We start from the raw sequence: 7,361 nt of genomic DNA, 5'->3' as shown, positions 1-7,361 counted from the left end.
ATGGTGCGAGAGGCCGTCACGATCTACAACCAGGAGCGGCCGCACCTCTCTTTAAAATACAAAACGCCCGATGCGGTGCATCGGGCGTTAGGGTGAAACAGGTGTAAACCTATTTCAGGACTAGACATGACGCTTCTCCCACATCACAACCCCCCGTAGGCGCTGCGGCACGCTGCGATCTTTTGATTCTGCTTTAAGATCAAGGATCAAAAGATCGCAGCGTGCCGCAGCTCCTACAGCGATATCTTCAGACCGAAAACTTCGCCACCATACTGTTCAAATCCACCGCCAGCCGCGACAACTCCTGACTCGCCGCGCTGGTCTGGTTCGCCCCGGCAGACGTCTGCATCGCCAGATCGCGGATGTTCATCAGGTTGCGATCCACCTCCCGCGCCACTGCCGCCTGCTCCTCCGAGGCGCTGGCGATCACCAGGTTGCGCTCGTTGATCAAGGTGAACGCCGAGGCGATCTCCTCCAGCGCCACGCCCGCCGCCTTGGCCAGCTCCAGCGTCGAATTGGCGCGCAGGCTGCTCTGCTGCATCGAACTCACCGCCGAATCGGTGCCCTGCCGAATGCCACCGATCATCTGCTCGATTTCCTGGGTCGATTGCTGGGTGCGATGCGCCAGCGCCCGTACCTCATCGGCCACCACCGCAAAGCCGCGCCCCGCATCCCCGGCTCGCGCCGCCTCGATCGCCGCATTGAGCGCCAACAGATTGGTCTGCTCGGCAATCGAGCGAATCACGTCGAGCACTTTGCTGATGCCGTGCACCTTCTGCGCCAGATCATCCACCTGCGTGGCGTTGGACGTGACATCTTCAGCCAGGGACTGGATTGAAGTCACAGTCTGTCTGACCTGCTCGCGCCCACGCTGGGCAATGCGGTCAGACTCGCGCGACGCCTCGGACGTCGCCACCGCATTGCTCGCCACCTCTTCCACGGCGGCAGTCATCTGATTGACCGCCGTGGCGGCTTGCTCGATCTCCAGGCTCTGTTGATGCAGCCCGCGCGTGGCGTCTTCGGTAACGCAACTCAACTCCTCCGAGGCCGACGCCAACTGACTGGACGACTCGGAAATCTGCCGGATGGTGTCGCGCAAATTGTGCTGCATGCTTTTCAGCGCCTGCAGCAACCGCGCCGGTTCGTCCTTGCCGGAAATGCTGATGTCGCCCGTCAGATCGCCACCGGCCACCACTTGCGCCACACCCAACGATTGCGCCAGGGGCAGGACGATGCTGCGGGTCAGCAGCAGCGCCAGGCCGATGGTGATCAGCGCAGTGATGCCGATCATGACCCCGACCCAAACCCGCGAATTGATGAACACCAACCGTGCCGCTTCGGTCGCGAGGTTGGCGTTGTGCTTGTTCAGTTGGACCAGGTCGCGCAGGGTGACGGCGATGTCATCCGCCAACGGGCTCATCTGGTTGTTGAGAATCGCCGCCGCCTCCTCCACCCGATTCTGCGCGGACAGCTGCATGACCTGCGCCTGAAACTCCAGATACTTGTGTTCGGCAACCTTGAAGCGATCGAACAAGTTGCGCTCCTCGGGCAACACGATCAATACGTCATAGCGCTGCTGGGCTTCGCTCAATACGCCGCGCAGCTCGTTGAGCTTGGTGACATTCTGCTCCAGCGCCTGCGCGTTGCGATTGAGCAGCAGGCGCATGGTCAGCGCCCGCAGGCGCAGCATGTCCTGACTCATCTCGCCGACCGCCATCACGCTCGGCAGCCAGTTGTTGTCGACCTCATCAGATTGCGCGCGCATGTTCGACATTTGCAGCAGGGCGAACGCCCCCAAGGCAAACACCATCAGCGCCAGCACCCCAAAACCCAGGCCGGCACGCGGTGCGATATTGAGACTACGGATACTCATTACTCTGGCTCCTTCCAAAAGCGCTGCATCAACCCTGCAGCTGGTTGCTCTAGAAGGTATCGGCCCGGCGCCAATTTGCGTAAGACCAAAACGTGATATCAAAAGGCCTTGATACTTCCAACCCTCGGAATTAACGATTCAGCGAGGTTTTCCCGGACTTGGGCGCCGTTCGCGGCAATATCGCCAGGAAGTTGTCCCGGGCGACTTTGCGCGCGACGTCCTCGGGCAAGGCATCAAGGAATGGCGTGAAGCTGTGCATTTCCTGTCCGAGTTTGTTGAATCGGCCTACAACATCCGAGCCGAGCATGAAGCGCTCGGGGTATTTCTCCACCAATGCCAGCCACTCCCGACGGGGTTTGCCCTGCTCATCCAGCAGATACGGCGTGAGCATGCTCCACGACAAATCGATGAACAGATTCGGATACGCCTCAAGCAACCGGGTGACGGTGGGCAGAAGGAACTTCAGCTGCGTCTGGTGCCGATGAATCTCCGCACTGGTGCCAGCATGAGCCCAGATGAACCGGGTGTGCGGATGATTACGCAGCGGTTCTTCGACTTCCTTCAGGTACAGCGGATTTTTCTCACGCTTGGAGGTGATGTTGGAATGCAGCATCACCGGCAGATCGTGTTCCGCCGCCAGGTGATAGATGCGTGTCATCGCCTCGTTGTTGGCCCGCGGTGTATCGCCGGCAGTCAGCGCCGTCAGGTCATCATGGCGGGTGAACACTTCGCCGATGCCCTGCCACAACCCCGGATACAGATCGAGCAAGCGTTGGATATGCGCAGCGGAGTTCTTGTCGTTGGGGTTGAACCCAGACAGAAACGGGTGAAAGTGCTGACGCTGCTCCGGGGTCAGTTTTTGCACGGCATCGGCGACGATCATGTCAGTGGCGCTGTACCAATAGGCGTCAGCGTCATCACCGGCGTAATAGCGCGGACGCTTTGGTTCGTCTTCGTGCCATTTCTTCGCCACCGGAATCCCGGAAATCATCACGTGATCGATGGAGTTGTCCTTCATCGCTGTCAGCAGTTTCGCCATGCCGGCGGTTTCCTGGAAGAAATCCACGTAGTGCAGGTGCGCATCGCTGTAGGTGTAATCGCGGGCACTGGCGACGCCGGCAAATGCCAGCAGGCAGGCAAGACTCAAACGAAACAAGGACACAAGTAATCTCCGGCAGGTAGGCATAGCCTAGACCCTGAGCCGACAACAACGGTTCATCCTGCAGGAAAGTGGAACGCGTGCTTGTGGGAATGCTCTATAACTGCAAGGTCTTTTTTGATCGCACGACTTTTCCTACTGCCAGTGAGGTTGCCATGACTGTTACCGTCAACACCGTCTCCGCCGAGGGTTTTCGTCACACCGTAAAGATCGATGACCACGAATTGTTTGCCGACGTGCCGAAGTCTGCCGGCGGCGAAGGCACCGCCCCGGAGCCGCACGACTACTTCGACGCTGCCCTCGGCGCCTGCAAAGCCCTGACCCTGAAGATGTACGCCAAGAAGAAAGACATCCCGCTGACCGGTGTAGGTGTCGAGGTCAAACGCGACAACAGCGAAGAGCAAAAAGGCAAATACGTGTTGCACGTCACCCTCACGCTCAAAGGCGTGCTGACTGACGCGCAGCGCGAAGAGTTGCTGCGGGTGGCCGATCGCTGCCCGATCCACAAACTGATGACCACCACCGACGTCAGCATCGAAACCCACGCGCCACAAGGCTTCGACAGCCAGTAATCCCTCTCGTGCCAGCGGCGGGTTATGCTTCTGGCATCACCCGCTCAGCCTGGAACGCACCATGGACACGCCACCCCTGATCATCCGCCCACGCGCCGAAGACGTCGAAGGCCAGCCGATCCTGCGCCCGTTGCCGTCAGCCAAATGCCGCAGCGTCGGGCCTTTCGTGTTTTTCGACCACATGCTCGAGACGGTTTATCCGACGGGCAAAGGCATGAACATCCGACAGCATCCGCACATTGGTCTGTCGACCCTCACCTACCTGTTCGAAGGGCAGATCCAGCACAAGGACAGTCTCGGCTCCGATCAAGTGGTCAGCGCCGGTGATGTCAGCTGGATGACCGCCGGCAGCGCCATTGCTCACGTCGAGCGCACGCCCGAACCGCTGTGGGAGCAAAGTTTCACCCTGCACGGTTTGCAGATCTGGCTGGCTTCGCCCAAGGAGCACGAGCAAGGTCCGGGACATTACAGCCATCACCCGGCGGCAACCCTGCCGCTCAGCGATAACCTTGGCGTGCAGATTCGGATGATTGCCGGGTCAGGTTTTTGCCTGGAATCGCCGGTGCCGGTGCTTTCTCCGACGCTTTACGCCGAAGTGAAGATGCAGACGGCGACCACGTTGCTGATTCCCACCGAACATGAAGAGCGAGCGGTGTATGTGCTGAGTGGGGATGCGCAGTTGAATGGCGAAACCCTCGAACCCCATGCGCTGGCGGTGTTGCCGGCCGGACAAGAGATGAGCCTGTTTGCCGAAAGTGATGTGCACGCGGTGGTGTTTGGCGGCGCAGCGCTGGACGGGCCACGGCGGATCAACTGGAATTTTGTCGCGAGCGATCCGGCGGCGATCGATGAAGCGCGGCGCAAATGGGCGGCCGGGGATTGGCCGACGGTGCCGGGGGAAGTTGAGCGGATTGAATTGCCGGTAAGCCGTTAAAAGCGAAAGATCGCAGCCTGCAGCAGCGCCTGCACCAGATCTATGTAGGAGCTGCCGCAGGCTGCGATCTTTTGATCTTAGGGCAATCAGCCCTTGAACACTTCATCCAGCAAATCATGCATCGACTTGAATGCGCGCCTGGCGGTCTTCGCGTCGTACATCATCTTGCCCGGCACATTGGCGTGCGGATCGGTAAACGAATGCACCGCGCCGCCGTAGCTGAACAACTGCCAATCCACGCCCGCCGCGTTCATCTCATCTTCAAATGCTGGCAACTGTTCCTTCGGTACCAACGGATCGGCAGCGCCATGCAGCGCCAGCACCGAGCCCTTGATGTTCTTCGCGTCCGCCGGGTTCGGTGAATCCAGCGTGCCGTGGAACGACACCGCCGCCTTCACCGGCGCGCCAGTGCGGGCCAGATCCAGTGCACAGCAACCACCGAAGCAGAAACCGAACACCGCCAGTTTCGAGGTATCGACCGCCGCCTCGCCCTGCTTCTGCAACTGCTCGAACGCCGCCTGCATGCGCTTGCGCAGCAATGCACGGTCGTTCTTCAGCGGCATCATCGCGGCACCGGCCTGATCAGCGTTCTGCGGACGCACCGCCTGGCCGTACACATCGGCGATCAACACCACGTAGCCCTTGGCCGCGACCGACTTGGCGATCTCCTCGGCACCGGCGCTGACGCCCATCCAGTTCGGCGCCATCAGCAGACCCGGGCGTGCGCCCTTGTGCTCGGCGTCAAACGCCAGACGACCTTCAAAAGGCTGGCCATCAAGCTGATAAACCACGGAACGTACAGTGACTTGGCTCATTTCTGACTCCTGATTTGTTAAACACCAGAATGAAAAAACCCGCCGAAGCGGGTTTTTCTACATCGAGATCAGGCTGACAGCTCAACCAGCAACTTGTTCAGACGGGTCACATAAGCGGCCGGGTCTTTCAAGCTTTCGCCAGCCGCCAGGGCTGCCTGGTCGAAGAGGATGTGCGACAGGTCGCCAAAACGCTCTTCGCTCTGCTCGCCGTCGAGTTTCTCGATCAACGGGTGGCTTGGGTTGAACTCGAAGATCGGCTTCGAATCCGGCACTTTCTGCCCGCTGGCTTCGAGGATCTGGCGCATTTGCAGGCCCAGGTCCTGTTCGCCGATGGCCAGAATGGCCGGCGAGTCGGTCAGACGGTGAGAGACGCGAACCTCGGCCACGGAATCGCCCAGTGCAGTTTTCAAACGCTCGACCAGACCCTCTTTGGACTTGGCGACTTCTTCTGCGGCCTTCTTGTCCTCTTCCGAGTCCAGGTTGCCCAGATCGAGGTCACCGCGCGCCACGTCGACAAAAGTCTTGCCGTCGAATTCGCTGAGGTAGCTCATCAGCCACTCGTCGATGCGGTCGGTCAGCAGCAGCACTTCGATGCCTTTCTTGCGGAAGACTTCCAGATGCGGGCTGTTCTTGACCTGCGCGTAGGTTTCGCCGGTGAGGTAGTAGATCTTGTCCTGACCTTCCTTCGCGCGCGCCAGGTAGTCAGCCAAACCGACAACTTGCTCGCCGTCGTCGCCATGGGTCGATGCAAAACGCAGCAGACCGGCAATTTTCTCTTTGTTGGCGAAGTCTTCTGCCGGGCCTTCTTTCATGACCTGACCGAAGTTCTTCCAGAAGCCCTTGTATTGTTCAGGCTCGTTTTTCGCCAGTTTTTCCAGCATGTCCAGCACACGCTTGGTCAGCGCGGTTTTCATCGAGTCGATGATCGGGTCTTTCTGCAGGATTTCCCGCGACACGTTCAGCGACAGGTCGTTGGAATCGACCACGCCCTTGATGAAACGCAGGTACAGCGGCAGGAACGACTCGGCCTGATCCATCACGAACACACGCTGCACGTACAGCTTCAGGCCTTTCGGCGCTTCACGCTGGTACAGGTCGAACGGTGCACGGGCCGGCACGTACAGCAGCGAGCTGTACTCGAGCTTGCCTTCGACCTTGTTGTGGCTCCAGGCCAGCGGGTTTTCAAAGTCGTGAGCGATGTGCTTGTAGAACTCCTGGTATTCCTCGTCCTTCACTTCAGTGCGTGGACGGGTCCACAGGGCGCTGGCGCGGTTGACGGTTTCCCACTCAACGGCCGGCGTCTCTTCGCCTTCGGCAGCGGTCACTTCTTTCGGCAGCTCGATCGGCAGCGCGATGTGGTCGGAGTACTTCTTGATGATGTTGCGCAGACGCCAGCCGTCGGCGAACTCGTCTTCACCGGATTTCAGGTGCAGGACGATACGGGTACCGCGCTCTGGTTTGTCGACGGTGGCGACTTCGAATTCGCCCTCGCCTTTGGACGACCAGTGCACGCCTTCGCTGGCAGCTGTGCCGGCACGACGGCTGTACACGTCAACTTTGTCGGCAACGATGAAGGCGGAGTAGAAGCCAACGCCGAACTGGCCGATCAGGTGCGAATCTTTCTTCTGATCGCCCGAGAGATTCTTCATGAAATCGGCGGTGCCCGATTTGGCGATGGTCCCCAGGTGGGTAATCACATCGTCACGGTTCATGCCGATACCGTTGTCTTCGAGGGTGACGGTCTTGGCGTCCTTGTCGAAGCTCACACGGATTTTCAGCTCAGCGCCGCCCTCAAGCAACTCTGGCTTGGCCAGGGCTTCGAAGCGCAGCTTGTCTACAGCGTCAGAGGCGTTCGAGATCAATTCGCGAAGGAAAATTTCCTTGTTGGAATACAGCGAATGGATCATGAGGTGCAGCAGCTGCTTTACCTCGGTCTGGAAGCCCAGGGTTTCCTTTTGAGTTTCCACACTCATGGTCATCAAACTCCAATCAGATGGCATTGGCCGCG

The 7,361-nt window shown here is 59.5% G+C and carries 6 protein-coding genes and 2 pseudogenes; 3 read left to right on the top strand and 5 right to left on the bottom strand.

The window, feature by feature from the left end; all coding sequences use genetic code 11:
- Positions 1-124: pseudogene (locus KKQ10_RS16585) on the top strand (integrase core domain-containing protein); the annotation flags it as partial.
- Positions 125-247: 123 nt separating this feature from the next.
- Here the strand turns inward: KKQ10_RS16585 and KKQ10_RS28795 are convergent.
- The 3 genes and pseudogenes from KKQ10_RS28795 to KKQ10_RS16575 all read right to left on the bottom strand — a co-directional run bounded on the left by KKQ10_RS28795 (position 248) and on the right by KKQ10_RS16575 (position 3,059).
- Positions 248-1,111, bottom strand: a complete 864-nt coding sequence (locus tag KKQ10_RS28795; RefSeq protein WP_502941612.1) for a methyl-accepting chemotaxis protein — start codon at positions 1,109-1,111, stop codon at positions 248-250.
- Positions 1,103-1,873, bottom strand: a pseudogene (locus KKQ10_RS28790) (MCP four helix bundle domain-containing protein); the annotation flags it as partial. The pseudogene KKQ10_RS28790 and the gene KKQ10_RS28795, both read right to left, overlap by 9 nt.
- A 130-nt stretch (positions 1,874-2,003) precedes the next feature.
- Positions 2,004-3,059, bottom strand: coding sequence for an amidohydrolase family protein (locus KKQ10_RS16575; RefSeq protein WP_252191630.1), 1,056 nt, complete (start codon positions 3,057-3,059; stop codon positions 2,004-2,006).
- A 128-nt stretch (positions 3,060-3,187) separates the two neighbouring features.
- Here KKQ10_RS16575 and KKQ10_RS16570 point away from each other — a divergent pair, with 128 nt between their 5' ends.
- The gene (locus tag KKQ10_RS16570) at positions 3,188-3,604 is read left to right on the top strand and encodes an OsmC family protein (protein WP_025111859.1); all 417 of its coding nucleotides are present in this window, start codon (positions 3,188-3,190) and stop codon (positions 3,602-3,604) included.
- A gap of 61 nt (positions 3,605-3,665) precedes the next feature.
- The gene (locus KKQ10_RS16565; RefSeq protein ID WP_215501695.1) at positions 3,666-4,538 is read left to right on the top strand and encodes a pirin family protein; all 873 of its coding nucleotides are present in this window, start codon (positions 3,666-3,668) and stop codon (positions 4,536-4,538) included.
- A gap of 86 nt (positions 4,539-4,624) precedes the next feature.
- Here the strand turns inward: KKQ10_RS16565 and KKQ10_RS16560 are convergent, their stop codons facing one another.
- Together KKQ10_RS16560 and htpG are read right to left on the bottom strand one after the other, a co-directional pair.
- On the bottom strand, positions 4,625-5,353 hold the full coding sequence (locus tag KKQ10_RS16560) for a dienelactone hydrolase family protein (protein WP_215501694.1): 729 nt from the start codon (positions 5,351-5,353) through the stop codon (positions 4,625-4,627).
- 68 nt (positions 5,354-5,421) lie between these two features.
- On the bottom strand, positions 5,422-7,326 hold the full coding sequence (htpG, locus tag KKQ10_RS16555) for a molecular chaperone HtpG (protein ID WP_215501693.1): 1,905 nt from the start codon (positions 7,324-7,326) through the stop codon (positions 5,422-5,424).
- Positions 7,327-7,361: the final 35 nt, after the last annotated feature.

Origin of the sequence: Pseudomonas sp. MG-9, assembly GCF_018729515.1 — a bacterium.
GTDB lineage: Bacteria > Pseudomonadota > Gammaproteobacteria > Pseudomonadales > Pseudomonadaceae > Aquipseudomonas > Aquipseudomonas serboccidentalis.
This window is presented reverse-complemented; position numbering and strand designations above follow the sequence as displayed.